Below are 24,307 nucleotides of genomic sequence, written 5' to 3'. Positions count from 1 at the left end.
TCACGCCGGTGCCGAGGCGGCGCCGGCAGCGGTGCCCTCGGGGGCGTTGCCGCGCTGTGCGGCGGCGTCCTGCGCGTCCGCCGTACCCGGCTCGTCCGGCAGCTTCAGGAAGTGGGCGAGCACGCAGCTCACCGCGTACATCCCCGCGAAGATCCAGACCACCCCTTCGACGCCGAGCGGTCCGACGAAGGCCGCGACGACGGCGGGGCCGACGAAGGTGCTGGCTCCCGCGCCCAGGTTGAGGGCGGCCAGCGCCTGCCCCTGGTGCTTCGGCTCCAGAGTGGGCACCAGCGCCGATAGGGGTACATAACCTGCCAGCGTAGCGCCGTAGAAGGCGGCGACCAGGAGGGCGAGCGGGAAGTTCGGGCCCGCGGCGTCCGGGACGTAGAAGAGCAGCAGCGTGCTGAGCGTGCAGCCGGCACCGCCGAACCAGGCGATGGTGCGGCGCCAGCCGAAGCGGTCGCCGAGCACGCCGAACAGCAGGTTGGCGAAGATGTTGGTCGCGAACATCGCGCTGAGCAGATGCAGCCACTGGGTGAGGCTGAAGCCGACGGTCCTGGTGAAGTGGATCGGCATGATCACGAAGAAGCCGAACTGCGAGGCGGTGTTGATCACCCGGACGACCGAGCCGACCCCGACCCGGGGGTTGCGCCACAGGATCGTGATGCTGCCGACCAGGGTGGCCACCGGCCCCTCCCCCGTACCGCGGGGCCGCCGTACACCGTGGTCGTCACGGACCAGCAGCAGGGCGATCAGCCCGCCCGCGGCCACCAGGACCAGCGCGGCCCACAGCGTGGCGTAGGAACCGATCTGCGGGATGAGCCCGCCGGCGACCAGCGAGCCGAGCGTGGGCAGGCCGCCCGTGAAGGCGAACCAGAACCACCCCATCGCCGTACCGAGCCGGGCGCGCGGTGTCACCCCGGCGACCCAGACGAGGAACCCGTAGGCGAACAGCGGATACCCCAGGCCGCGCAGCCCGTAGGCGAGCATCATCAGCGGATAGCTGGTGAGCGGGATGGCGGCGAGGAGGAAGAACAGCTGGAAGGCGGCCCAGATGGCCAGGCCGGTCCACATGACGCGGCGCGGGCCCCACAGGTCGGACAGCACTCCGGAGAGCCAGGCGGCGAGGCCGGCGGCGATCCCGTAGACGGTGAACAGCAGCGCGACCCGGGACTCCGAGATGCCCTGGTCGATGAGGTACGGCGAGAGATAGCCGGACTCGACTCCGTCTCCGATCATGAAGAGGAGGAGTCCGAGGTATCCCCAGGCGAGGGTCGGCGGGATACCCAGGCGTGTGATCAGCGAACGCGGAGGAGAGTTCGTCATCGAATCTCCCTTTCTGCGGCGGCGGGGCAGGAGGGGTGGACGCAGTGATGGAACCGCCGGGCGGAAACGGGCGTCAATGGCCGCCGGAATCTTCGCATCGGGGCCGCGACCTGCCATGTTGTGTCGTACCGGAACCGCATGTGGACGCCGCTGTCGCCGCGCGCGCCATGTGAAATCCATGCGAACATAACGCGGCGAATTCACGCGGCCGAGCCCTGCGACGTGGTCGCCCCACCACGCCGGGCGGCCGCACGGGGACCGGAAGGAGCGGAGCGATGGACCGGGTCGAGGCCCAGGAGGAGCGGCGGCGCCGCATGCGCGACACCGTCATCGCCCGCGGCTTCGTGCGCACCGCGGACCTCGCCGACGAGTTCGGCATCAGCCTGATGACCGCGCACCGCGATCTGGACGCCCTTCAGGCGCAGGGCTGGCTGCGCAAGGTGCGCGGAGGCGCGACGGGGCTGCCGTCGGCACAGTTCCACGGCAGTGTCGCGGAGCGGATGGCCACCATGGCGCAGACCAAACAGCAGCTGGCGCGGGCCGCCGCCACGCTGCTGGTCCCCGGGCAGACGGTGCTGCTCGACGACTCCACGACCTGTCTGCTGCTGGCGCACCAGGTCGCCGAACACACCCCGCTGACGGTGATCACCAACTCCCTGCCGGCCATCACCACCCTCGCCAAGGAGCCCGGCGTCTCGCTGATCACGCTGGGCGGTGTGTACTTCCCGGCGTACGACGCGTTCATGGGCCCGCACACCGCGGACGCGGTACGGGCCTTTCGCGCCGATGTGCTGTTCATGTCCACCACGGCCGTCACCAACGGCCGCTGCTACCACACCTCACCGGAGACCGTGCAGGTCAAGCGGGCCATGATGGAAAGCGCCGGCCGCCGCGTCCTGGTCGCCGACCACACCAAGTTCGCCAAGGGGGGCCTCTACGCGCTGGCCCCGCTGACCGACTTCGACCTGCTGATCGTCGACGACGGGCTGGCGGCGGAACACGTACGGGAGATCCGGGCGGCCGGCACCGAGGTACTGGTGGTGCCGGCCCGGGGCTAGGGGTGCCTCCCCCTGGGGGTAGGGGGTGTCTCCCCTAAGCGGGTAGGGCGAAGCGTTCTTTGAGGGCGTCCAGGCCGGTGGCGTAGATGGTGTCGCCGAAGTGCTTCTCTATCTCGGGGACGAGTGCGTCGGCGGCCTCGTATGTCGCGGCCCAGCGGATCTCGGCACCCGCCTCGTGCGGGTGCACGGACAGCGTGGAGACGTAGGCGGAGACGGGGGCGGCGGATTCGTGGATGGTGTAACGGAGCATCCGGCGCGCGTCGTCCTTCTCCAGGAGCTTTTCCCGGATGACCACTTGGCCGTTGACCGAGAACGCCTGGACGGCCCCGGGCGTCTCGGGATCGGCGCCGTCCTCGATCACCGACGGCGGGAGCAGGGGGTGCCAGTCGGCCAGGCCGCCGAACGTGCCGATGACCTGCCAGACGGCATCGGGGTCGGCGGTGACGACGGTGGTACGGGTCAGTGTGTGCACGGATGGGCCTCCGATGACTGCGGATGGCGAGGACTGCGGGTGGTCCCCGACCGGCGCTCCCCTCGGCGGCTCACCACGTGCCGTCGCCTCGCAGTACGGCGTCGGCGCCGCCGTCGATGAAGACGACCTGGCCGGTGACCAGTTCGTTCTCGGGCGAGGTGAGCCAGGTCAGGAGGGGAGCGATCTGTGCCGGCCGGGCATGGCCGTGAAGCGGCATGGGGACGGTCGCGTCGACGATCTTGCGCACGTCGGGACTGGCCAGCATGGGTTCCGTCATGGGGGTGACGACGGTGCCGGGGGCGATGGCGTTGAGGGGGATACCGGCACCCGCCCAGTCGGCGGTCACGGCAGTGCGGCGTATCCACCGTGCGAGGGCGGCCTTGGTCGAGCCGTAGATCGCATAGCCCTCTCCCCGGTCGACCGCTGCCCGGGCGGCGGCCAGCGCCGCTTCCTCGTCACCGGCGAGCGCCGCGTCGGCGATGGCCGTGTCGTGCGGGTGGACGGAGGCGACCGAGGCGATGACGACGGCGCGCGGGTCCGTACCGGCGGCCAGCAGGGGGCGCAGCCCTTCCAAGGTGGCGACCGCGCCGAAGTAGTTGACGCTGACGGCGCGTGGCTCGAAACCGGCGAGGCCGGCGCCCGCGATCACGGCGTCGAGCCGCCCACCGCTCAACTCGTCCGCGCGCTGGACCAGATGGGCCCGGCCATCGGGGGTGGCGAGGTCCGCGACGATATCGGCGTTCTTGAGGTCGGTGCCGATGACCGTGTGCCCCTGCTCCGCGAGGCGGGTGGCGGTGGCCTTGCCGATGCCGGAGGCAGCTCCGGTGATGAGGTAAGTGCGGGACATGGTGGGCTCCTTCGCTGACGCTGTACGTTCCCCGGTCACTGATCACCGCGCGCCGGCCGTTGACCGTGCGCCGCCGGTACCGATTGCCGGTCACCGGTCCTCGTCACCGGTCGCCGGATACCCATCGCCGGTCGCCGGTCGCCGGTCGCCGATGGGCCATCGCGTTCGCCGCCCGGCCCCCTCGGCGCGCCGTGTGCAGGGATGGCACGACAGCGCGCCCAGCCGATGCACCGACCGCTGAACGACCGGCTCCTGATCAGTCGTTGCTCAACATACGCTTTTTTGGCGTGACGTGCCATCAATTCTCTGTGAGAATGCGAGCCAAGGCGGAGCACGGCAAGGAGCACACACATGACGGCAGCGCGGGGCCGACCGTCCCTCACGGAACAACGGCGCCTTCAGACCCGGCTGGAGATCGCGGAGGCCGCGGCGGCCCTGTTCGCCGACCGCGGTTACGACACGACGACGGTCGAGGACATCGCCTCGGCCGCGGGCATCTCCCTGCGCACCTTCTACCGCTACTGCCCGGCGAAGGAGGACGCCCTCACCCCCCTCTTCGCCTCCAGCGTCGGCCAGCTCGTGGACGTCCTCGCGGAACATCCGGCCGAGGAACCGCTCAGCGCCGCCATCGAGGCGTCCTTCGGGACGGCGACGGCCGAGCGGCGCCTGGAGGACGCCGCGCGGGCCCGTCGGCTGGTCCGGGTCCTGGGGAGCGTCCCCGTCCTGAAGATGCGCTGGCTCGCGGCGGGGCGGGAGATGCAGGAACGGCTCGCGCCCGCGCTGGCGTCCCGCGTGGGCGCCCCTCCCGACAGTCTCGAAGTGCGTCTGCTGACCACCGCGGTGCTGGATGCGTTCACCGTCACCATGGAGCACTGGGCCTGGCAGGACGAGCCCGAGGAACTCGTCGATCTGATGCGCCGCGCGCTGGCGTTCCTGCGGCTCGACGAGCTCCGGGCGAACCCCGAGTGCTCCGTCGACACGTAGTCGGCACACCCGCCAGGGCCTGTCCGGTGGGTCGGGGCCGGGCCTGCTGCCACGGCCCGGCCGGGCGATCTCTGCACATGAGCGCGCCCGCCCCAACTACATTGGCTCCGTGGGACGTTGTAGTCGTGAACACGACGCACGGAGGCGACGCCGGTGAGTGTGAACGTACGGGATGTGGTGTCCGACGCGACGAGGGGTGCGTCCTGAGCGCCGGCGGCGCACCGCCCGCCCCGGATGGCGCCCCGCCCACCCCGGGCGGGCCCGAGCCCGGCAGGATCGACCCGCGAGTCCTGCCCATGGGCACCACCCTGCGCTTCGCCGTCCTGGTGCTCGTGATGGTGGTGGCGACCATCGGGATGGTCAACTCGATGTTCGCGCTGTCTCCTTGGGACGACAAGGAGATCCTCTGCAAGTTCGCGGCGGGCTTCGATCCGAACCTCCGGATGGCGGACTCGATGCGGCTCGACATCCGAGGGCTGCGCGAACTCAAGGACTGCGCCCCCGCCGGCGCCGTGGTCAAGAACCTGCCCGGCATCGTCGGCGCCGTGCTGGTGCTGCTGTCGGCCGCCGCGCTCTACGCCTGGCTGCCGCGTTGGAAGTCCCGGCGCGGCCGGGTGATTCCCCTCGACGAGGCGGATCCCGACGGGGAGTTGCGGGCTGAGCTGATGCGCCTCGTGGCCACGGCACGGCTGCGTACCGTACCGGCGTTCGTGGTGGACCCCGCCTCCTTCGACGCCGGTGCCGTGGTGTTCGGCCGGGCCGGGCGGCACACGGTCTGTCTGCACGCCGGGCTGCTGGCCGCGTGGCGCGGCAACGCCGACGGCCGGGCCGGATTCCACGCCGTCGTGCTGCACGAGCTGGCCCATCTCCGCAACCGGGACGTCGACCTCGCCTATGCCGTCACAGCGCTGTGGCGGGTCTTTCTGGCACTGGTCGTCGTGCCGTTCACGGTGCTGTACGGCGGAAGTTTCGTCGCGGCGCAGTTCTTCGGCGCGTTCTACGGCGGCGACGCGGTGTTCTGGCCCGCCGGGCGAGCCGGTGTACTGCGGGCCCTGGCGAGCGCGCTGTTCATGGTGCTCCTCGTGGTGCTGGCCCGCGCCGACACCCTGCGTCACCGTGAGTTGTACGCCGACGCCGACGCCGTCGCCCTGGGAGCGCAGCGCCAGGTCTGGGACGGCGCCCGGGACCGCGGCCCCCACGTCGCCGTCCCCACGCTCCTCCACCAGGCACGGAGCCGGGTGACCGCGCTGTGGAGCACCCACCCCTCCTGGGCCGTCCGCAGACGTTCCCTGGCCGATCCGGCAGCGCTGTTCTCCCTGGGCACGGAGCAGATGTTCCTGATCGGCTGGGCCGCCCTCGTCTCCGCCCACACCCTGTCCGGCCTGTGGGGCACCACGGCCGCGACCTGGGCAACCGCCCTGCCCACCGCGGTACTCGTCACCATCGCGGTCTGGCGGTCGCTCGCCTACGCCGAGCATCACGGTCTGCGCCGGCCCGACGGTCTGCGCCCGGGTCTCGCGCTGGGACTCGGGCTGGCCTGCGGTGAGCTGATGACCGGCATCACCAGCGGCGCCGGGTGGCTGCCCGAGCACCCGGAGATCCTGCTGGTGCTCCTGGCCTGTGCCGTGCTGTTCACGCTGTGGACCGTGGCCTCTGCGCGGCTGCGGCTGCGGACGCTGGGCGGCGCCTCGCTGCGCAGGGCGATCTGGCCGTCCCTGCTCGCCTCCTGTCTGCTGGCCGCGGCCGGATTGAACTGGTGGCTCCGGTTCGGCTTTCTGTACCTGGCAGGAGACATCCTCACCGGGGCCGGCCTGCAACAGCAGATGATCCAGTCATTTCCCGGGCCGTGGAGCGAACACACCACGGAGCTCGACTGGTTCACCGCCACCATGCCGCAGGCCGCGATGCTGGGCACGAGCACGCTGTTCGCCGGCGCGACGATGGTGCTGTGGGCCTTTCCCCTGGCCCTGTGGCTGCGGCGGGCCCGGGTCCACGGCCCGGCGGCCGGGCTGCGGTCGGCCGTGACGGCCGGACTCCTCGGCGGCCTCGTCTGCCTGGCGGGGCTGGTCGGCGTCATGGCCCATATGCACACCTGGCAGCCGCCGCGCGGAGCGTCAAACGGCACCTTCTCGATGCTGTACCTGTGGTGGGCGGCCACCGCGATCTGGGCGGGGGTGGCCCTGACCGGTGCGGTGGTTGCGGTCACCTCCCGGTACAGGTGGCTGCCGCGTGCGCTCGTGGCCGCGGGGGTGGCCCAGTCCGTCGCGCTGGTGGGGAAGTTCGCGCTCGGTTCCGTGGACGGCTGTCTGGGGCCGCTGCGGACCCTGGCCCACACCTGCCACTGGGTACCCGGCCCGAGCTGGATGATCACCCAGCCCCTGGCCGGCCTGGTGCTGCCTTCCGTGATCGGCGCCGCACTGGCGGCCGTGGCCGCCAGAGGTGCGGTGGCCGCGCTGCGCCTGCGGGCCCCGGCGCGACAGCCCCGTTCCGCCCCGGCCGCCCCGCCGGCCACCGTGCGCCCTTCCCGCACGCGCTCCCTGGTCACGTTGGGCGGCCTGGCTCTGCTGATCGCCGCCGCGGCAGTCGGTCCGGTGGCGATCGCCGGTCAGCAGCGCGCGGAGGCGCAGACGCCGTCCGCCTTGACACCGCCTCCGCCGCCCCCGGCATCCGAACGGATCCGGACCCTCCAGTTGCTGGCGTGGTACACGCTGAGCGGTAAGCGCGATATCCGCCAACTGACCGCGCATTACGGCGAGTTCCGCAAGCAACTCGACAGCGTGGTGCAAGCGGCGCAGTCCCGCCCGCACGAACTGGTCCGCTTCGACTCGCACCGGCTCCGCGGGACCTGCGCCGCGCTCACCACGGACGCGACCACCGCGCGCCGCCTTCCGATCCCGGACCGCGACCTCCAGGCCCCCTGGTCGTCCTGGCTCAGGACGACCCTCGACGCAAGCCGGAACTGCGTGAAGCTGGTGGACAGCAACCGCAACAACCCGCGAGAGAACGACACCATGCTCAAGGCACTCGTCCAGGGTTACACCCGGTCGGCCACGGCCCTCGGCCCGGTCGTCCGGCAGGTCGAGGCCGCCACCCGCCTCTGGCCCCAGTGGGCACGGACCGACACCCCCTAACGGCCGCGCGTGCGGGCGCCGAGCGCCTTGCGGTAGTCCTCGACGCCTTCCCCGACCGATTCCATACGCTCTCGCATGCCACTGTTCGTGCGGAGTTCCACGAGGGACCGCAGTACGTAGTCAGGGGAGAAGCCGCCCCCGAAGCTGTCCGGGGTGTTGGAGCGGATCAGCGGCTCGTTGGCGAAGGCCGACGAGTCGTCGTCGGAGTGCCGATAGGTCCAGCGGCACGGCCACAGCCGCAGCGCGGTCTGACCGACGTACCTGATGGCGCCCTGGAAGAACTCGTCTTCGCCCGCCGCCTCAAGCGCGGCGAGCCCGTCGAAGCGGTCCAGTACGAGCCGTTCCAGCGCCGTGAGCGAGGCCGGCGAGTAGTCGAAGGGGAAGCCGTCGGGCAGATGGACCGTCCGCCACCGGTCCAGTGCGGCGTCCATGGGGACCAGCCACTCGTCGAGACACCGGCGGGACTCCTCGCTCGCGTGCAGGCGGTCGTCCTCCATGTACCACGCCGGCGTCCCGGGCTCCGCCGTGGGCTTCCCGTCACGGACCCGGTTCCTGAGACTCACCGGCATCGGCAGGCCGAACTCCTCCAGGCCCTGGGCCTGGTCAGGTGTCAGCAGAAGCCACCAGGCGTCATAGGAATCCTCGTCCAGCTGCCAGAAGGCCCGTGGATCGTCATTGCCGGGCACGAGGTCGCCGATGGCGTCCATGGCGGCATTCCAGTCCATGTAGCGGGTGCTGTCCGAGAGGTGCTCCGTCCCGTGCCATATCGACCGGCCGTTGCGCCGGAAGTGCAGGTACTCGTCCTCCTCCCCGTCCTCGTTCGCGACCTTCACCAGCTCGACGTCGTCGACCACCACCGAACCGCCCGAGCACGCCGCCGCCTCCGTCAGCAGCTCCTCATATTCTTCCGCAAGGTCACCACTCGCCTTTTCGGGCGTCTGGAAGCCGAGGCCGCATTCGCCGACGAGGAAGGTCAGCTCGTCGGTCTCCTCGAATTCCTCATCGAGGTCCATGTCGATCCCGGCCGCCTCCACCAGGCCGGCCGCCGCCTGCTCCTCGGTCGCGATGCCGAGCCGGACCAAGGTCCGCGCAAAACCGTTGAGGGTGCGTGGTGTTGAGTCGCTCATGACAGCACTCTCACACATTCCGGCCGCCGCCGAGCCAGGGACCGGCCTGCCAGGGGTGCCGTGCGGATCGTTGTCCGGGCGAGGGACCGGGCAGGGCCTCTCTCCTTCGGGCCCTGCCGTCCCGGCTCCGGACGGCCCGGGGCGCGACGCCGTGTCGCGGCCCGGACCGGGGGTGCGGAACGAAGGTGCCGCGGCAGGTCAGTTGTTGAGACTGGTGTGGTTCCACCAGCCCTGGCGGCCCACGGTGAAGTCGACCGTCGGGCCGTTCCCGTCGATCTTGCCCTGGTACTGCTGCCCCTTCTTCAGCGGGCTCTCGACCAGCTTGTCGTGGGCGTCCTGGATCGAGTCGATGACGAGGGTCGGGACCTTCTTGAGCGTCGCCGCGTCGATGGGCTTCGCGGTGGTGACGGTGACGGCCTCGTCCCAGTTCGGGCGCTCGGCGAGCTGGTGGGCGAGGTGGATCTCGTCCCCTTCGCCGAACATCAGGTAGGTGAGGTACTCGGGGTAGGGCAGTTGTCCGAGCTTGCGGAACGAGAGGACGTCCTCCCTCTTGCACTCCACCGGGGTCTCGGTCGTCGTCATCTGCTGGAAGTCGCGGCTGCCGTCCGGCTTCACGACGACCCGCTCCAGATGGACGCTGAACTCCTTGCCCTGCTGGAGCTCGGGGAGTTCGAAGTGGTGCGGACAGCGCAGGGAGTAGAAGACCCGCTCGTTCTCGTGCTGCGCCAGGTCCTTCAGGTACATCTCCCGCAGCTCACCCTTGTCCTTGATGGTGAAGGTGAACACCGCCTGGTAGTTGTGGCCGGACTGGGGGTTGTACAGCGCCAGGTGGTAGAAGAACAGCTTCTTCTTGCCCAGCAGCAGGAAGCGGTGGATGTGCTGGCCCTCGGCGTGCTCGGGTCCGGTGGTGGGGGTCATGAGGGGGTCTCGCCTTTCGTCAGAGGGGGGTGGGGGCGGATGTTCCGCTGTCGCCGGGCCCAGAAGGGGCGGTCGGCCCAGCGGGTTTCCCGGGCGTGCACGGCGCGGTGGCCGTGCTGGTAGGCGATGCGGGCGGTGGCGACCTGCGCCGCGTAGGCGGCCGGCGCCGCCCGGTCGCCGTGCAGCCGGGCGTCGACCGCCCGGCCTGCGCTCAGCCCCGTGTAGAGAGCGGTGAGGATGCCCTGGGAGCTGAGCGGGTCGAAGGCGGCCGCCGCGTCTCCGGCGGCCGTCCAGCCGTCGCCGTGCACCCGGTCCAGATGTGCGCTGTGCGCGGGGGCGCGGCGGGGTGGCCGCAGGGTGGTGAGGCCGTGCGGGCGGGCCCGGCGGGAGATGTGCCGGGTGGCCAGCAGCCGCTCGTGGAACCGCTCGGCGCCGTGTGCGGCGACGGGCAGGTCGGGATCGGTGAAGTAGGCGACCAGGCGGTGCCGGGAGGGCAGCAGGGCGGTGTACCACCAGCCGTCCTCGTCGGACTCGACCAGCGAACGGCCGTCGGTGGCGGTCTGCGGGGCCGGGTCGAGGGTGAGGTGGAAGGCGGTGAGCCGGTCTCCGGTGCGCCGCCGGGCACCGGAGCGGACGGCGATCGCGGCGCGCCGGCCGGTGGCGTCCACCACCCAGCGGCAGCGGACCGTACGCTCCCCGCCGCCGGAGCGGTCGCGCAGGGCGAGCCGCCAGGTGCCGTCCGGCTGCCGCGCCGGGCACCGTACGCCGGTGTGCTCGGCGACCTCGGCGCCCGCCGCGCGGGCGGCGGCGCGCAGCCGCCGGTCGAAGAGCGGGCGGTCGAGGTGCCAGCCGTGGCCGTACGGGTCGTTGATGAAGTCCACGGCGTGCAGTTCGGCCGAACCCCAGGCGGACAGATTGCCGTGGCAGGGCAGATGGCCGCTGCCCAGGACCGGCTCTTCGACGCCCAGGTCGGCCAGGAGCAGCCGCCCCATGGACACCAGTGCCTCGCCGGCCTTGGGCGGGCCGGTGCCCGCGTCGGCCAGCAGGACGCTGCGCCCGGCCCGTACGAGGGTGAGGGCGGCGGCGCAGCCGGCCGGGCCACCGCCCGCGACCACGACGTCATAGCCCGGTACGGGGCTCACTGGGCGCCGTGGAAGGGATCGAGCTTCTCCAGGTATCCGGCCGCGATCGCCGTCTCGGGTTGCCCCGTCGCCTCCTTGACCTCGTCGACCGCCTGCTGCACGAGCATCGCCTCGACGGTCTCGGCCGGGATGTCCCCGGTCCAGGTACCGGCCACGCCGGCCAGTTGCGGCACCCCCGCCTCGGGGACCTGGATGTTGATGAGGTTGGCGTGGTCGGGGGCCTGCGGATAGCCGGGCTCGGACTCCACCTGGATGATGTCGGGGAACTTCGCGTCGCCCACGGTGTATTTGCGCGGCTCGACGATGCCGAACTTGAACCAGTCGTCGACCATCTGCCGGCGCTGGGCGTTGGACTGGGTGCCCGTCAGGCCGCGCAGCCACACCGCCCTCTTCTCGAAGGCCTTCTCCCTGACGCTGTCGTCGGGGCCGGTCGGCGGGGTGTTGACAGTCGTGAAGTCCGTGTTCTTCAACACGTGGTTGGGCACCTGGGCGGGCCAGAACGTCGGCAGATAGGGGCTGTAGCGGGGGCCGAGCCCGGACTGCACCTGGTAGCCGGAGCGGCAGCTCGCCGCGTCGCACTGCCAGGGGGCGGCCATCCAGCGCGTGAGGTCGCCCGGCCCCTGCGCGTACAGCGGACCGTTCTTGCCCATGGCGTCCTGGACGGTGAGCATGTCGCCGTAGTCGGGTTCCGGGTTCTCCGGTGTGCGGTGCAGGATGCGGAACGGCTCGGAGTACATGGTCTTGTGCCGCATCGGCCAGGTGACCTCACAGCCCGGGTGGAACGCGTCGGCGGCACAGTTCTCCAGCGCGCCGCGGTCCAGCAGCCGCGGCTGTTCGGCCGGGGGCGCCTCGTCCACGTTCGGGAAGCCCTTGCGGGGCGGGCCGGAGGTGAAGCGGCCGTCGGCCCACAGGGCCAGCACCCGGTCCTGCTCGGCGGAGATCACGAGGTGCTGCCGCTCCGAGTCGGGTTTGCGGCTGGTCATGGCGTCGCCGTAGAGCCACGGCCAGGGCACCGGGGATGTGCCGTCGCGGTCGTAGTCGCGCATCTGGACGTAGATCTGGCGGCGGAGCTCCTGGCTGGCCGCACCCGGGTCGGCGAGCCGCTTGCGCATGGCCGGGTCGCGGAAGTCGTGCGGTCCCTTCCATCCGAACTGGGTGGCGAAGCCGTGGTTGACCCACTGCAGCCGGCAGAACCGGCTCAGCAGCGGCTCGATGTGGTCCGGGTAGGAGACCTGCTGCACGGTGGGCAGCGTGTGCTCGGCGAGGAACACGTCGTAGAGCACGTCGTACAAGGTGCGGACGCTCTTCACACCGGGCGCGTAGTGCGGCGGGGCCACCACGGCCCAGGCGGGGCTCGCGGCCTTCGTGACGCCCCCGATGGTGACCTCCGCCGTGACCGGTCCGTCGGCGACGTCGTCGTACCAGGTGTCATTGTTGGCGACGCCGGAGATCGGCTTCTCGGGGGTGGCGTAGGAGGCCGACTTCCCGGCACCCCCGACGACCAGCAGGCGGCCGTCGGTCTGGGTGGAGATCGAGCCGAGGGGGACCTGCCGGTTCATGATCTTCCCGGAGAGGGCGGCGCTCTCGTGCACGGAGGCGCGGATCGCCTTGTTGCCGGCATCGATGACGAGCTTCTTCCGCTCGGCTCCCCTGACGTCGAAGTTCCGGCGCTGAAGCTGTGCCGGCGGCAGGTTGAGGGCCTCTTTGATGTCGAGCGGGAGGTGGAACTGGTACCAGGCGGACTTCTTGTTGGCCAGGTGCACCGACCACTTGATCTCGGTGACGTCCCCCTCGCCCAGCTTGAGTTCCCGCACGACCTCCCCCGCCCGGTTGTAGCCGTAGATGCGGAAGCGGGCGGCCTGCCGGATGACCTTGCCCGAGCTGTCCTTGTACGAGCCGGGCGGCAGGGGCGGCTGGTCGGGCGACTCGGGGCCGATGAAGGGCTGCTTGTCGCTGTTGCCGACCCGGGCTATGCCTATGGCGGGGTGGATCTTCACCTGTGCGATCTGCGTGTCCATCGAGGAGCCTTTCACTGGGCAGGCGTGGATGCCCCCCAAGGACTCCATCGTTGGATCGCCGTCGTGCCTGCTGTGACATCGAGGCGTCGCAATGGGTGCACGGATTCACCCTTTCGAGACGGCCGACACGCGGAGCCGCTCCGGGCCCGCTCACGGACCGTGACAGTGGCCGCGGCCCGGCACCATGGGTGCGCCCGGCGGAAAGCCGCGCCCGGTGGTGCCGGGGCACCGGACGCGGCACGGGGGCCGCCGCCCGCCCGCGTTCCGCGGGAGGGGCCGGGAGGGTCAGACGAAGGCGCTCTCGCCGGTGATGGCCTTGCCCACGATGAGGGTGTTCATCTCGCGGGTGCCCTCGAAGGAGTAGATGGCCTCGGCGTCGGCGAAGAAGCGGGCGACGTCGTAGTCGAGGACGATGCCGTTGCCGCCGAATATCTCCCGGCTCCAGGCCACGACCTCGCGCATCCGGGCCGTGACGAACGCCTTGGCCAGGGAGGAGTGCTCGTCACGGAAGATGCCGGCGTCCTGGAGGCGGGCCAGCTGGACGAGCATCCCCCAGCAGGCGGTGATGTTCCCGAGGCTCTTGACCAGCAGGTCCTGCACCAGCTGGAAGCGGGCGATCGGACGGCCGAACTGCCGGCGCTCCTTGGCGTAGGCGAGCGCGAGCTCATATGCGGCGATCATGACGCCGAGGGCCTGCCAGGCGACGCCGCTGCGGGTGGCGCGCAGGATCTCCGCGACATCGCGGAAGGAGTCGACCCGCTGGAGCCGGTTGGCCTCCGGGACCCGGACCTCGGTCAGGGTGAGGTCGGCGTTCTCGACGATCCGGAAGGCGGTCTTGTTCTCGATCTTGGCCGCCGAGAAGCCGGAGGTGCCCCGCTCCACCACGAAGCCCTTGACCTTGTCGTCGGCCTCGTCGCGGGCCCAGACGATGACCAGATCGGCGAAGGTGCCGTTGCCGATCCACCGCTTGGCGCCGTTGAGGACCCAGTGGTCGCCGGCCCGCCGGGCGGTGGTGCGCATCCCGCCCGCCACATCGGAGCCGCCGAGCGGCTCGGTCATGGCGAAGGCGCCGATCTTGTCGAGGGCGGCCATCGCTGGCAGCCAGCGGTCGCGCTGCTCCTGGTCGCCGCCGCGGTAGATGCTGTACATGGCCAGGCCGTTGTGGACGCCGAAGAAGGTCGCGGACGAGGCGTCGGTGCGGGTGTACTCCATCGTCAGCATGCCGACCAGCAGATTGCTTCCGGCGGGCAGCGGGTCGCCGTACCCCTCGTACGGGACACCGGCGAGGCCCAGTCCGCGGAACCTGTCGACCAGTTCGCGGGGGAACTCCCCCTTCGCCCAGGCGCCGTTGACCAACGGCTGCACCTCGGTGCGCATGAAGTCGCGGGCCCGGAGGAGGAGTTTGCGCTCGTCCTCGGGCAGCAGGTTCTCGTAGCCGTAGAAGTCGGCGGTGAGGCCGTCGGACAGCGGGGCCTCGGGGTGGGTGGCGGTCATGACCGGGTCTCCTGGTTCTGCTTGCTGGTGGTGCCGGCGTCCTTCAGGGCCGCGAGGACGGCGAGCTGCTTGCGGTCGCGCTCCCGGCCGAGGTCGCGGTAGGAGCGGGAGCCGTACGCGTCCTCCACGGCCCTGATGAGCCGTTCGGTCTGTTCGGGGTTCTGCTCGGGGCGGCCGAGGGAGTCCCACATCCGCTGCATCGAGGGGCCGATGTGCCCGGCCATGTGCCGGTAGCCTCCGGGGCCGCCGCCCAGGTGGGCGCCGAGGAAGGGGCCCACCGCCGACCAGCGCAGTCCGAGCGAATTCACCATGATCGCGTCGAGTTCGGACGGGCTGACCACGCCCTGTTCCACCAGGTGGATCGCCTCACGGCTGAGCGCGTTCTGGAGGCGGTTGCCGACGAAGCCGGGGATCTCCTTGCGTTCCACCACCGGCACCCGGCCGACCGAGCGGTAGAACCCCACCGCCCTGGTGACGGCGTCCTCGGAGGTGCGCCTGCCGGGCACCACCTCGACCAGCGGTACGAGGTGCGGCGGGTTGAACGGATGGCCGATCAGGATGCGCCCGGCGTCGTCGAGCCGGTCGGTGAACGCCGAGGACGGGATGGCGGAGGAGGAGCTCAACAGGAGGGCGTGGGACGGGGCTTCACGGACCAGGGTGGCGAACAGCTCGCGCTTGAAGTCGGTGTTCTCAGGGCCGTTCTCCTGGACCACATCGGCGTGCCGTACGGCCTCGGTGACGCCCTCGGCCAGCTGGACCCGGCCGGCGAGGCCGGTGGTGTCGAGGCCCTGCCGGGCCAGTTGCGGGGCGGCTTCGGCCAGCGCCTCGTCGACGGCTTCGGCGAGGTCGGGGCGCGGGTCGGTGACCCGTACCCGCAGTCCGTGCCCGGCGAACAGGGCGGTCCACGAGAGCCCGATGGTCCCGGCGCCGATCACCGCCACGGTGGGGTGGGTGTTGCTCATGGCAGATGCTTCTTTCCGTGCGCGGGTTCAGCGCGCGAGGTAGTCGTGCACCGGCTCGACCGGCGCCAGGGTGAGGTCGGCGAGGAGGTGGCTCGCCGAGACGATCTCGCGGACCGGCAGATCGGCCAGCGGGGCCAGCACATGCGCGCTCAGTTGCAGCCGGGCGGGCCCGGTCCAGGCGCCCTTGACGGCCACGTCACCGATCTCGGTGCGGACCAGCTGGGCCACCTGCGGGGCTCCGTCGTAGCCCGGCACCAGCTTGAGCATGAAGGTGGGAACGGTGAGCTGCGCGGCCGCCTCTTCGGGGTCCAGCTCGTGGTGCTTGTAGCCCATGGTGGCGGTCGCCACCCGGACCGTGCCGTAGTCGAGGACGCCGACGAGCGCGCCGTGGTCCACGTACAGGGCGGGCGAACCGAGGGTCTTGGGATAGGCGCTCGCCTCGCGCCCGGATGCCGTGGCCGCGAAGTTGTCGAGGTACATGGCGTGCAGGTACTCCCCGCGCTCGCCTTCGTAGCGGACCGGGACCGCCTGGCCGGATTCGGTGTACGGCCCGTACCCGGTGACATCGCCCATCCGCATCACCTCGAAGCGGACCAGCGGTTCGTCGATCTCCAGCGGCTCGGGGACCACCGCACGCAGGGCGTCGTAGTCGGTGCGGTAGACGATGTTGAGGTACTCGCGGTGGGTGAAGCGCGGGATGACGGGTGGATACGCCGGGTTGATCAGGGGGGTGGCATGGTGCCGGGTGACGTCGTGCTGCTTCATGGGGTGCTCCTCCTACTTGCCCTGCCAGACGGGGGCGCGGCGCTCGGCGAAGGCCGTCATGCCTTCCCGTACGTCGGCCGATGCGGCGAGTGCGGCCGTCTCCCTGCGCTGGGCGGCGAACGCGGCCGGCTCGGGTGTGCCGTCGGCGGCGTGGGCGATCTTCTTCACGGCGGCGAGGGCGAGCGGGGCGTTCGCCGCGAGCTGTGCGGCCAACTCCAGTGCCGTGCCGACCGTTTCACCGGCCGGGACGACCCGGTTGGCGATCCCGAGCAGACCGGCCCGCTCGCCGGAGAGCGGCTCTCCGGTCAGCAGCAGCTCCATGGCCAGGTGGTAGGGGATCCGCTTGGGCAGCCGGATCACCCCGCCGCCGGCCGCGACGAGGCCGCGCTTGACCTCCGGCAGACCGAACCGGGCCTCGTCGGCGGCGACGATGAGGTCGCAGGCCAGGGCGAGTTCGAAACCGCCGCCCATGGCCCAGCCCTCGACCGCGGCGATCAGCGGCTTGGGCGTCACGGTCTCGGTCAGTCCGCCGAAGCCGCGGCCCGGGATCTCGGGCGATTCACCGGCCAGCGCGGCCTTGAGGTCCATACCGGCGCTGAAGGTGCCCCCCGCGCCGGTGAGGACACCGGCCCGCAGTGCGGGGTCGGCCGCCAACTCGTCGAGGGCGCGGGCGAGTCCGGCGGCCACGGCCGCGTTGACCGCGTTACGGGCGCGGGGCCGGTCGAGGGTGATGAGGAGGGAGGTGCCGATCCTCTCGGTGCGTACGGCGGGGGTGGGGTCCGCGGGACGGGTGCGGTCGGGGGTGGCGTCCGGTGTGCTGGGCATGGCCCGGGTCCTTCGGTGGTCGGGGTGTGGTGCGGGGCGGGCGACGGCGTGGTGGGCCGTCACCGCCGGGCGGCGGCGAGCTCGTCGAGGACTTCGTCGGTGTGCTGGCCGGGCAGCGGGGCGAGCCGCCGGACCGAGCCCGGCGTGGCGGAGTAGCGCACGGGAATGCCGACCGAACGGATCGGGCCCTCGCTCGGGTGCTCGACCACGTCGAGGAGGTGACCGTCGCGGACGTAGGGGTCCTCGGCCGCCCGGTCCAGCTCCAGCACCGGCGCCATGGGGATGCTGTGCTTGGCGCAGACCTCTTCCCACTCCTGGGTGGTCAGGCTCGGCGCGCACCGGGCCACCAGCTCCATGAGCGGGTCGACGTCGTCGTCGTCGATGGCCGGGCCCGTCACCCGCGGGTCCTCGGCGAGGTCGGGACGGCCGGCGGCGGCGAAGAAGTCACGGAAGTTCTGCGGGTTGTACGGCACGACGCAGGCGAGCCCGTCGGCCGTGGGCACGGCCCGGTGGCCGCGCTTCATCGACAGGGGGAATCCGGTGGCGCCCTCGGCCGGCTCGTAGACATGACCGGACAGATGCTCCACGAGGTTGAAGGCGAGGAGGGTGTCCGTCATGGGGACCTCGATGTGCTGGCCGCTGCCCGTGCGGTCGCGGTGCACCAGCGCGGCGAGCACCGCGTAGACGATGGTCAGCGCGGCGACCTTGTCGCCGATGATCGTCGGCAGGTAGACGGGGCGGCCCAGCGCGCGGTGGGCCACGTCCACCAGACCGGAGGACGCCTGCACCGTTTCGTCGTAGGCGGCGTGGCCCGCGCGGTCGGAGTCGCTGCGGAAGCCCTGGGCGTGGGCGTAGACCAGGCCGGGGTGGCGCTCGGCGAGGTCGGCGTAGGTCAGGCCGAGCCGGGCCAGGGCACCGGGGCGCATATTGGTGATCAGGACGTCGGCGGTGCCGATGAGCGCCAGTGCGCGCTCGTGGTCGGCCTCGTCCTTGAGGTTCAGCGAGACGCTGCGCTTGTTGCGGTTGACGTTCAGGTTGAGCGGTGTCATACCGGGCGTGGTCCGGTACCGGCCCGACCGTACGGTGTCCGACGGCGACTCGATCTTGATGACGTCGGCGCCGAGGTCTCCGAGGATCTGGGCGGCGTAGGGGCCCATCACCACCGTGGACAGATCGATCACCCGTACGCCGTCCAGCGGGCCGTTGGCGCTTTCGGTCGTGGCGTCCATTGTCGCTCCTGCGGAAGTAGCTGTACTGCGAATCTTTCTGTCCTCGACGTTAGGCGAGATACCGGGGAATGAGAACGATCAAGAAACGAAGAAGGGCATGACCACTGTGGTCATGCCCTTGGGTCGGGTGCGGGAGTGCGTGCGGATCAGGCGAAGAGTTCGTCGGCGAAGATGCGTCGCGCCGCGGTGACGAGCTCTTCGAGATCGCCGCCGGGCCCCGCCCGGTCCTCGCGGAAGAGCAGGCCGGTGGCCAGTTCGGCCTGGAAGTCGTCCACCGGCAGCACGGTGACATTGTCCAGCCGATAAAGATGCATCGGACTGTCCGGAGAAAGCATCGTCATCGAGAAGGCAATTCCGCCCGAGACCAGTTCCGACGTTCCCGCATAGTCGGAGCTATTGATGCGAATTCTCTTCTTCAGGCCCGCGGAATTCAGCCGCGCATCGATTTCATCGAAATACGCGGGCATGGCCTCGGGGGCGGTGGCCACATAGGGGAACTGCGTCAGTTCGTCCAGGGTGACCGACTCCCGGCCTTCGAACCGGTCGGCGGGGACGGCCGCCCCGAGCCGTTCCCGCATGACCTCGATGACACCGAGCGCGGGGTCCGCGACCGGCAGCCGGGCCAGCGCGAGCGCCAGCCGGCCGTCGCGGACCGCCTCGGCGAGGCCGGTGGAGCGGCCGGGCCAGCGCTTGAGCTCGTAGGTCTCCCGGCAGGCGCCCTCGAGCTCCCGGACCCGGGCGCGGAGATCAGGATGCACCCCGGAGGGCATCCCGATGAGCAGGGTGGCGCGCTGCGGACGGACGGCCTCACGCAGCCGCCAGGGAATGGAGTTGACGCGTTCGAGAACATCGCGCGCCATCGGCAGCAACGCGGCACCGGCCGGGGTCAGCTCGACATGGTGGGTGGTGCGGTCGAAGAGCGGCTGGTTCAGCTCCCGCTCGAGGTCCTTGATCCGCTGGCTCAGAGGAGAGGCCGCCATATGCAACTTGCGTGCCGCCTGGGAGAAATTCAGCTCTTCGGCAACCGCCACGAAGTAGCGCAGGTGCAGCATGTCCACACGCCCACACTACCCGGGCCCGCCGGCGCCTTTCGCGTACCGGAGGGGCGCCGCGAACGCGCTCGTCAGCCCTCGGCGAGACCGAGCAGCGAGGGGTCGTCCGCCAGGTCGCGGAAGGCCGCCCGCGGGTCCTTGAGCAGCTTGCGCTCGGTGAGGTCGAGCAGCCCGCAGACCGCGCTCACCTCGGCCGCCACCGTCCCGTCCGTCTTGCGGACGGTCTGCTCGATGCGGAAGGTCTTGCCCTCGCCCCAGACGAACGCGCAGCTGACCTCGACCTCGTCACCGGCCCGCAGCTCCCGCCGGTAGCGGATGGTGGTCTCGACGGTCACCGGGCCGACGCGCCGGTCCACCATGGTGCTCTGGCGGATGCCGCTCGCCTGGAGCAGCGACCAGCGGGCGTGCTCGGCGTACTGGAGATAGACGCTCTGGTTGAGATGGCCCTGGGTGTCCGTCTCGTAGCCGCGCACCGTGATCCCGACGGCGAACGGCCCCGCCGCGTCCGTACCAGTTGCCGTGTCCGCCGCCTGCGCCGCTTCCGCCACGATCTCTCCCGCTCCCCGTAGGCACCGGTCCGCCGCTCGGACGCACCCGGCCTCATGACCACCGGCCTCCATCGTAGGCGCCGGGGGCCGGCGGGCGGCGGGCGCCCGTCAGGGGCTGCCCGTCTTCAGCCTCAGGTTCCACTTGGCCAGGGCCTCACCGACCGGCTGGAAGATGGTGAGGGTGGGACCACCGAAGTGGCCGCAGGAGGCGGCGCCGCCACCGGAGTGCACGCCGAGGGCCATCGGGGCGTTGGGCTGGGTGACATACGAGCCGCCCGAATCTCCGGGCGCCGAGCAGGCGTTGGTGAGCGAGAGCCCCTCGATGACCGTGTTGCCGTAGTCCACCGTCTGGTCGACCCGGGTGATCTCCCCGCAGTGCCAGCCGCTGCTCTGCCCGGAGTGGCAGATCGACATGCCCACCAGGCCCTCCTGGGAACCGATGACGGTGACCGGCATACCGCCCTGGCCCGCCACGTACGAGCTGACGGTCCAGCCCGGCTGGTCGACCCCGACCAGTCCGAAGTCGCCCTCCCGGTTGTTGATGCTGTGCCCGCCGCCCGGGTTCGAGGTCCCCATCCGGCTGCCGTCCTTGCCGTACGCGGCCTGGTCGGCGGTGTGGGTGCAGTGACCCGCCGTCAGAAACCCCTGGAAGCCCGCCGGTCCGTCGACCGAGAAGCCGATCGAGCAGATGCCCTCGGAGCCCGGCATCCAGCGCTCGCCGCCCACCACCGAGCCGCCCTGCTGACGCGGAGTCTGGTTGCTGCGCTCGACGGTGACCGGGATCTTCGCGCGCGTCCCGAGATCGCGGACGGCCTTCTCGAAGGCATCGGTCCGGGCGGTGTGCCGGGTGCGGTCGATACGGACCACGGCGCCGTTGGCGCGCTCGTCCACGCCCCACCCCGTGACGCCCGGGACGCCCTTGCCGGCCCGGCCGGTGATCTGCCGCACCAGTGCGGTGAGCGCGGCACGGCTGTGCGGCACCGTCTTGGGCACCGCCCCCGCGGACCGCACCCGCTGTGCGTCGGCGGCGCCGGTGACCGCGACGACGAGCTTGCCGGTCGTCTTGTCGAACCACATCCCGGCGGGCGGTGCGCCGAGCGCCCGGCGTACGGCGGCCGCGGCGCGATGCGCATCCGTCTCCTGCGCGAGCCGGGTGCGCACCTGTTGCGCCGTCAGCCCGAGGTCCCGGCGCATCGCGTCGAGCATGCCGCGCGGCGAGGGCTGGGGCGAGGGGTCGGGCCGCGGCACGGCGTGCGCCGGGCCGAGTGCGCCGGCGGCCGCCATGACGGCGGCGACGGTCGCGCCCCAGAGAGCTGCCTTGCGATAGCGGCGTTCCATCGGGGATCTCCTCGCGGTGTCGAGTGCACGTCGGATCCGATGCGTCGAGACTGCTCGACACCGGGGCGTGCGGCACGGGGGAGATCCGCTGCATCATGACGTGGTGAAGTGTGAGCCCGGCCGTCAAGTCCCCACCGCCTACGGCGCGGTAGCGTTCCGGCGGCTGCCCGAGGCGCTGCGCAAGGTGACCTACTCGGGCGCCCGCCATCCGGGAGCCCGGACACCTGAATGCCCGTCATGCGCCGTGGAGGGGACGGCGGATGCGCCCGGCAGCGGTGCCCCGGATGCCTTCGCCGACCTCGCCGGCGGCGCGAACTGCCAGCGCTACGCCTATGCCGTGCTCCGCCACTTCGGCCTGCTGATACCGCCGTTGCGGTCGGCGGAACTCTGGGCGGACGAGCGGTCGACCCGGCGGGCCGACCCTCCGCAACCGCTGGACCTGGTGCTGTTCGACGGCGGGCCGGTCGACGGCCGGCCGCCGGGGTACGGCGCGCATGTGGGCGTGCACCTGGGGCCCGACCAGGTGCTGCATCTGTGCCGGGAGGCCGGCCGGCCCGCCGTATGGCGCTATGCGGACTTCGCGGCGCGTCCCCGCTACGAGCGGTTCCTCGGCGCCAAGCGGGCGGTGGGCGCCGCGGCCGGCTGAGCGCCCGAGGGCCGCGGGCCGGTTCCTCGGCGCCAAGCGGGCGGTGGGCGCCGCGGCCGGCTGAGCGCCCGAGGGCCGCGGGCACGAAGCGCTCACCGTGCCGCGGCCGGGAGCGCCCGACGGCCGCGGGCACAAGTGCTCACCGCTCCGGGGCACGGAGCGGTGAGCACCCGGCGCCCCGGGCCGTTGACCGTACAAGGGCTCCCCGCGCTCAGAAGCCGCCGCCGAAGCCCCCGTCACCTCCGCCGCCGAAGCCGCCGCCGTCACCGAACCCACCGCCGTCGCCGAAGCCGCCGCCGAAGTCGTCGGAGTTGAAGTCGGCTCCGGAGGAGTCGCCGCCCTCGGCGCCCGTGGGCCCGCCGAAGCCTGCGCCGTAGGCGTCGGTCGACATCATCATGTTGCCGAGCAGCGTGCCCACGAGGAGGCCGGGCAGCAGTCCGCCGCCGAAGTAGCCGCCGGCCCAGGGGCCGTAGGCCGGGCCCGCGTCCCAGTAGGGGCGGTCGCCGCTCGCGGTGCGGACCGTACGGGCCAGCGGCTCCCGGCCGTCGTCCAGGCGGCTCTTGTCCGCGGCGCAGACCGGTACGGTGCGCTCCGCGCCGCCCGCGGGTGCCCAGGCGGCATCGACGATGGACGGGCCGTGCCGCGGATCGAAGAAGCAGGGCAGCCGGCGCTCGGGCAGCGGCCTGCCCTCACGTCGCGCGGCGAGGGTGGCCAGCGAGAACCGGCCGTCCTCCAGGGCCTTGGTCACGGCCTGCACATCGCCGGGGTGCTCGGCCGCCGCCATCGACGACTTGGCGCCCTCGTACGCGTCCAGCGCATGGCTGTAGTCCGCGCGCATCGCGTCGTCGGCGCCGGGCTCGCCGGGGTGGAAGTCGAGCCGGTCCAGCTCCTCGCCGAACGCGGTGATGTCCTCGTCGACGACGACCCGCAGATCCTCCAGTGCGGCCCGCTCCTCCTCGGCCCGCCTTCTGCGGTTGCGGCGGGCGATGGCGTACGCGCCGCCACCGCCGACGACCACCAGCGCACCGAGGCCGATCGCCGTTCCGGTGTCGAAGCCGGAGCCGCCGGAGCCGCCGCCCCAGGACGAGGGGGCCTGGCCCTTGGCCGACTGGGTCGCGGTGTCGACAAGGCTGTTCAGGCGGTCGTCGACGCTCGGGTACTGCGAGCGCTTGACCGAGCCGACGAGGTTCTGCACCGCGCTGTGCGACATCACCCGCGGGTCGGCGCCGGCGTTGAAGCCGTTGCCGAGCTCGACGGCGTAGATGCCGCTGATGCCGACCTTGGTGCGCAGGTCCCGCAGCAGCGTGCCGGGCTGGTACTCGGCGGCCCGGGGCAGCACGGCGACGAAGACCGGCTTGTTCGCGTCCTTGATTTTCTTGGCCAGCGCGTCCGCTTGCGCGGAGGAGAGCTGGTCCGAGGCGCGGGGATCGACATAGACCGGGCCCTTCTTGAGGGCGGTCGCGGCCTCGTCGAGCCCGCCGGCCGCACGGGCTCCCGGTGCCGTCGCGGCGATCACCGCCAGCAGTGCGGCCACCAGCAGGAGCACCGGTCCGATCAGCGCACGACGCGTTGCGGTCTTCATGTATTCGACGCTACCTGAACCACACTTTCCAGACATCACCGATGCAGGGGTCGATTCCGTCCGCAGTGGGGGATTCTCCCCTCTCCACGGAGGGCTGTCGCGCTGGAGATGTCCATCCAGGTGGTCGCTCCGCGCGTCGTTTTTGATGCTCAGAGTGCCGGGGATGTTCCGGCTCGCCACTCCCCCGAGGAAACGAGGAGACGATGTGCAGGGCCACCTCGATGGCCACCAATCTGGCCGTCGCCGTCGCCGCCACCGCCGTCGGATGCATGTTGGTGATCTCGCTGGCGCCGTCGCGCCCCGACACCGGCAAGAGCTGGTCCTCGGACGGCAATCCGAAGGCGGCCACGTCCGGCCATGCCGGCTCGGCCGCGCGGGCCGCCACCTCCGCCCTCAACGCGGACTCCGCCCTCGGCGCGACCACCGCCAGTGCCGGCCCCGGGGAACCCGAGGAGTTCGCCTCGCCCCCGACAGGACGGATCGAGGTGACCGCGCCGCAGCCCGGTGTCGACTACAAGGCGAACGGCAGCTTCACGGTGGCCTGGAAGAACACCACCGGCGAGGAGGTGGACGTCTGGCTGCGGACGGCGACGGGGCACGGCCGGTCGCAGCGGGTGGCCCTGGTGGTGCCCCGGGCGGAAGCCGGACCGAACGGTGAGGCCATCGTGACGCTGCCCAAGGTGCCGCCGGGCCCCCGCTACTTCCTGGAGGTGGCCACCGCCGGTGACGGCGCGGTCGGCGATGTCAGCCGGACCTTCGCCATCACCGAGTGACCGGATGTCACCGGCCACGAAGGCGGTGGCCGCCCAGGGGTGGCTTTCGGAGCAGTGCGGCCCCGGGGGC

At 71.6% G+C, this 24,307-nt stretch carries 21 protein-coding genes; 5 read left to right on the top strand and 16 right to left on the bottom strand.

The window, feature by feature from the left end:
• Nucleotides 1–1,326, bottom strand: coding sequence for an MFS transporter (locus tag K7C20_RS31750; RefSeq protein WP_048829014.1), 1,326 nt, complete (start codon nt 1,324–1,326; stop codon nt 1–3).
• A gap of 275 nt (nt 1,327–1,601) precedes the next feature.
• Here K7C20_RS31750 and K7C20_RS31745 point away from each other — a divergent pair, with 275 nt between their 5' ends.
• Nucleotides 1,602–2,384 carry a DeoR/GlpR family DNA-binding transcription regulator gene (locus tag K7C20_RS31745; protein ID WP_030078181.1) on the top strand — a complete coding sequence of 261 codons (783 nt, stop codon included), beginning with the start codon at nt 1,602–1,604 and terminating at the stop codon, nt 2,382–2,384.
• A gap of 34 nt (nt 2,385–2,418) precedes the next feature.
• Here the strand turns inward: K7C20_RS31745 and K7C20_RS31740 are convergent, their stop codons facing one another.
• Both K7C20_RS31740 and K7C20_RS31735 read right to left on the bottom strand, forming a co-directional pair.
• A complete protein-coding gene (locus K7C20_RS31740; RefSeq protein ID WP_030078179.1) occupies nt 2,419–2,856 on the bottom strand; it encodes an SRPBCC family protein in 438 nt (145 codons plus the stop codon).
• A gap of 70 nt (nt 2,857–2,926) precedes the next feature.
• Complete coding sequence (locus K7C20_RS31735; protein WP_030078177.1) at nt 2,927–3,703, bottom strand: SDR family oxidoreductase; 777 nt, start codon at nt 3,701–3,703, stop codon at nt 2,927–2,929.
• Between the two features lie 351 nt (nt 3,704–4,054).
• Between K7C20_RS31735 and K7C20_RS31730 the strand changes: the two genes are divergently transcribed.
• Both K7C20_RS31730 and K7C20_RS31725 read left to right on the top strand, forming a co-directional pair.
• Nucleotides 4,055–4,687, top strand: a complete 633-nt coding sequence (locus tag K7C20_RS31730; protein WP_048829013.1) for a TetR/AcrR family transcriptional regulator — start codon at nt 4,055–4,057, stop codon at nt 4,685–4,687.
• Nucleotides 4,688–4,983: 296 nt separating this feature from the next.
• Complete coding sequence (locus K7C20_RS31725) at nt 4,984–7,818, top strand: M48 family metalloprotease (RefSeq protein WP_053209299.1); 2,835 nt, start codon at nt 4,984–4,986, stop codon at nt 7,816–7,818.
• Here the strand turns inward: K7C20_RS31725 and K7C20_RS31720 are convergent.
• The 12 genes from K7C20_RS31720 to K7C20_RS31665 all read right to left on the bottom strand — a co-directional run bounded on the left by K7C20_RS31720 (nt 7,815) and on the right by K7C20_RS31665 (nt 21,236).
• Nucleotides 7,815–8,945: a hypothetical protein gene (locus tag K7C20_RS31720; RefSeq protein WP_053209298.1), complete on the bottom strand. Its 1,131-nt coding sequence runs from the start codon at nt 8,943–8,945 to the stop codon at nt 7,815–7,817. The two genes, K7C20_RS31725 and K7C20_RS31720, sit on opposite strands and share 4 nt — an antisense overlap.
• A 198-nt stretch (nt 8,946–9,143) precedes the next feature.
• The gene (locus tag K7C20_RS31715) at nt 9,144–9,863 is read right to left on the bottom strand and encodes a hypothetical protein (protein ID WP_030078169.1); all 720 of its coding nucleotides are present in this window, start codon (nt 9,861–9,863) and stop codon (nt 9,144–9,146) included.
• Entirely contained in the window at nt 9,860–11,005 is a 1,146-nt protein-coding gene (locus K7C20_RS31710) for an NAD(P)/FAD-dependent oxidoreductase (protein WP_048829011.1), read from the bottom strand. Before K7C20_RS31710 ends, K7C20_RS31715 begins: the two co-directional genes overlap by 4 nt.
• On the bottom strand, nt 11,002–13,023 hold the full coding sequence (locus tag K7C20_RS31705) for a LodA/GoxA family CTQ-dependent oxidase (protein ID WP_030078165.1): 2,022 nt from the start codon (nt 13,021–13,023) through the stop codon (nt 11,002–11,004). The genes K7C20_RS31710 and K7C20_RS31705 overlap by 4 nt, the downstream gene beginning before the upstream one ends.
• 285 nt (nt 13,024–13,308) lie before the next feature.
• On the bottom strand, nt 13,309–14,517 hold the full coding sequence (locus tag K7C20_RS31700; RefSeq protein WP_053209297.1) for an acyl-CoA dehydrogenase family protein: 1,209 nt from the start codon (nt 14,515–14,517) through the stop codon (nt 13,309–13,311).
• Complete coding sequence (locus K7C20_RS31695) at nt 14,514–15,479, bottom strand: 3-hydroxyacyl-CoA dehydrogenase NAD-binding domain-containing protein (protein ID WP_030078158.1); 966 nt, start codon at nt 15,477–15,479, stop codon at nt 14,514–14,516. The genes K7C20_RS31700 and K7C20_RS31695 overlap by 4 nt, the downstream gene beginning before the upstream one ends.
• A gap of 27 nt (nt 15,480–15,506) precedes the next feature.
• Entirely contained in the window at nt 15,507–16,244 is a 738-nt protein-coding gene (locus tag K7C20_RS31690) for an acetoacetate decarboxylase (RefSeq protein WP_030078156.1), read from the bottom strand.
• 12 nt (nt 16,245–16,256) lie between these two features.
• Nucleotides 16,257–17,069: a crotonase/enoyl-CoA hydratase family protein gene (locus tag K7C20_RS31685; protein ID WP_048829010.1), complete on the bottom strand. Its 813-nt coding sequence runs from the start codon at nt 17,067–17,069 to the stop codon at nt 16,257–16,259.
• A gap of 59 nt (nt 17,070–17,128) precedes the next feature.
• Entirely contained in the window at nt 17,129–18,298 is a 1,170-nt protein-coding gene (locus K7C20_RS31680) for a CaiB/BaiF CoA transferase family protein (RefSeq protein ID WP_030078152.1), read from the bottom strand.
• 146 nt (nt 18,299–18,444) lie between these two features.
• Nucleotides 18,445–19,350 carry a LysR family transcriptional regulator gene (locus K7C20_RS31675; RefSeq protein ID WP_245171198.1) on the bottom strand — a complete coding sequence of 302 codons (906 nt, stop codon included), beginning with the start codon at nt 19,348–19,350 and terminating at the stop codon, nt 18,445–18,447.
• 71 nt (nt 19,351–19,421) lie between these two features.
• Entirely contained in the window at nt 19,422–19,898 is a 477-nt protein-coding gene (locus K7C20_RS31670) for an acyl-CoA thioesterase (RefSeq protein WP_053209295.1), read from the bottom strand.
• A gap of 108 nt (nt 19,899–20,006) precedes the next feature.
• Complete coding sequence (locus K7C20_RS31665) at nt 20,007–21,236, bottom strand: S1 family peptidase (RefSeq protein WP_030078146.1); 1,230 nt, start codon at nt 21,234–21,236, stop codon at nt 20,007–20,009.
• A 103-nt stretch (nt 21,237–21,339) separates the two neighbouring features.
• Between K7C20_RS31665 and K7C20_RS31660 the strand changes: the two genes are divergently transcribed.
• Nucleotides 21,340–21,882, top strand: a complete 543-nt coding sequence (locus K7C20_RS31660) for a cell wall hydrolase (RefSeq protein ID WP_107083404.1) — start codon at nt 21,340–21,342, stop codon at nt 21,880–21,882.
• Nucleotides 21,883–22,093: 211 nt separating this feature from the next.
• Here the strand turns inward: K7C20_RS31660 and K7C20_RS31655 are convergent, their stop codons facing one another.
• Complete coding sequence (locus K7C20_RS31655) at nt 22,094–23,464, bottom strand: hypothetical protein (protein WP_030078140.1); 1,371 nt, start codon at nt 23,462–23,464, stop codon at nt 22,094–22,096.
• 203 nt (nt 23,465–23,667) lie between these two features.
• On the opposite strand from K7C20_RS31655, the gene K7C20_RS31650 reads away from it, so the two are divergent.
• On the top strand, nt 23,668–24,237 hold the full coding sequence (locus K7C20_RS31650; RefSeq protein WP_245171196.1) for a GPI anchored serine-threonine rich family protein: 570 nt from the start codon (nt 23,668–23,670) through the stop codon (nt 24,235–24,237).
• Nucleotides 24,238–24,307 lie beyond the last annotated feature (70 nt).

Source organism: Streptomyces decoyicus (assembly GCF_019880305.1).
Taxonomy (GTDB): domain Bacteria; phylum Actinomycetota; class Actinomycetes; order Streptomycetales; family Streptomycetaceae; genus Streptomyces; species Streptomyces decoyicus.
Note: the sequence above shows the minus strand (reverse complement) of the source record. Positions and strands in the feature narration are given on the sequence as shown.

Excerpts from the sequence above, each read along its gene's own strand:
- K7C20_RS31750 (WP_048829014.1), bottom strand. The coding sequence starts at position 1,326 with ATGACGAACTCTCCTCCGCGTTCGCTGATCACACGCCTGGGTATCCCG.
- K7C20_RS31745 (WP_030078181.1), top strand. The coding sequence starts at position 1,602 with ATGGACCGGGTCGAGGCCCAGGAGGAGCGGCGGCGCCGCATGCGCGAC.
- K7C20_RS31735 (WP_030078177.1), bottom strand. The coding sequence starts at position 3,703 with ATGTCCCGCACTTACCTCATCACCGGAGCTGCCTCCGGCATCGGCAAG.
- K7C20_RS31730 (WP_048829013.1), top strand. The coding sequence starts at position 4,055 with ATGACGGCAGCGCGGGGCCGACCGTCCCTCACGGAACAACGGCGCCTT.
- K7C20_RS31725 (WP_053209299.1), top strand. The coding sequence starts at position 4,984 with ATGGGCACCACCCTGCGCTTCGCCGTCCTGGTGCTCGTGATGGTGGTG.
- K7C20_RS31720 (WP_053209298.1), bottom strand. The coding sequence starts at position 8,945 with ATGAGCGACTCAACACCACGCACCCTCAACGGTTTTGCGCGGACCTTG.
- K7C20_RS31715 (WP_030078169.1), bottom strand. The coding sequence starts at position 9,863 with ATGACCCCCACCACCGGACCCGAGCACGCCGAGGGCCAGCACATCCAC.
- K7C20_RS31705 (WP_030078165.1), bottom strand. The coding sequence starts at position 13,023 with ATGGACACGCAGATCGCACAGGTGAAGATCCACCCCGCCATAGGCATA.
- K7C20_RS31700 (WP_053209297.1), bottom strand. The coding sequence starts at position 14,517 with ATGACCGCCACCCACCCCGAGGCCCCGCTGTCCGACGGCCTCACCGCC.
- K7C20_RS31695 (WP_030078158.1), bottom strand. The coding sequence starts at position 15,479 with ATGAGCAACACCCACCCCACCGTGGCGGTGATCGGCGCCGGGACCATC.
- K7C20_RS31690 (WP_030078156.1), bottom strand. The coding sequence starts at position 16,244 with ATGAAGCAGCACGACGTCACCCGGCACCATGCCACCCCCCTGATCAAC.
- K7C20_RS31685 (WP_048829010.1), bottom strand. The coding sequence starts at position 17,069 with ATGCCCAGCACACCGGACGCCACCCCCGACCGCACCCGTCCCGCGGAC.
- K7C20_RS31680 (WP_030078152.1), bottom strand. The coding sequence starts at position 18,298 with ATGGACGCCACGACCGAAAGCGCCAACGGCCCGCTGGACGGCGTACGG.
- K7C20_RS31675 (WP_245171198.1), bottom strand. The coding sequence starts at position 19,350 with ATGCTGCACCTGCGCTACTTCGTGGCGGTTGCCGAAGAGCTGAATTTC.
- K7C20_RS31665 (WP_030078146.1), bottom strand. The coding sequence starts at position 21,236 with ATGGAACGCCGCTATCGCAAGGCAGCTCTCTGGGGCGCGACCGTCGCC.
- K7C20_RS31655 (WP_030078140.1), bottom strand. The coding sequence starts at position 23,464 with ATGAAGACCGCAACGCGTCGTGCGCTGATCGGACCGGTGCTCCTGCTG.
- K7C20_RS31650 (WP_245171196.1), top strand. The coding sequence starts at position 23,668 with ATGTGCAGGGCCACCTCGATGGCCACCAATCTGGCCGTCGCCGTCGCC.